A 535-nucleotide genomic window follows, 5' to 3' on the forward strand; every position below is an offset into this window, starting at 1 on the left:
GCCCGTATGTACGACACGGTGCGTCAGGGGCGGACCGCGTTCGACGACATCTTCGGTGACGGCTTCTTCGCCCACCTCCAGACCGTCCCCGAAACCGCCTCCGTCTTCAACGCCGGCGCGGCCGGATTCTCCAGGCTGTGGAACGAACACGTCGCCACCAGCTACGACTTCCCCGACGGCGCCCACGTCATCGACATCGGCGGCGGCACCGGCAGCCTGCTGCGCGAAATCCTCACCGCCCACCCCCACATCACCGGCACCCTCTACGACCAGCAGTCCGTCATCGACGAACACCAACTCGACACCCCCGACACCACCGGACGCTGGACCGTCCAAGCCGGCGACTTCTTCGAACACGTCCCCGCCGGAGCCGACCACTACATCCTCAAGTCCGTCCTCCACGACTGGAGCGACTCCGACTGCCTGCGCATCCTCAAATCCGTCCGCGAAGCCGTCCACGACAACAGCAAACTCCTCGTCGTCGACCCCGTCATCCCACCCGGCAACCAACCCCACGCCAGCAAGACCATCGACG

1 protein-coding gene is annotated in these 535 nt (G+C 66.0%); it reads left to right on the forward strand.

What is annotated here, in order from left to right:
• Positions 1–535: methyltransferase (locus KUM40_RS38400; protein ID WP_302180954.1), on the forward strand; the 535-nt coding region annotated here is incomplete at both ends.

This window comes from Streptomyces sp. AC512_CC834, assembly GCF_019049325.1.
Taxonomy (GTDB): Bacteria; Actinomycetota; Actinomycetes; order Streptomycetales; family Streptomycetaceae; genus Streptomyces.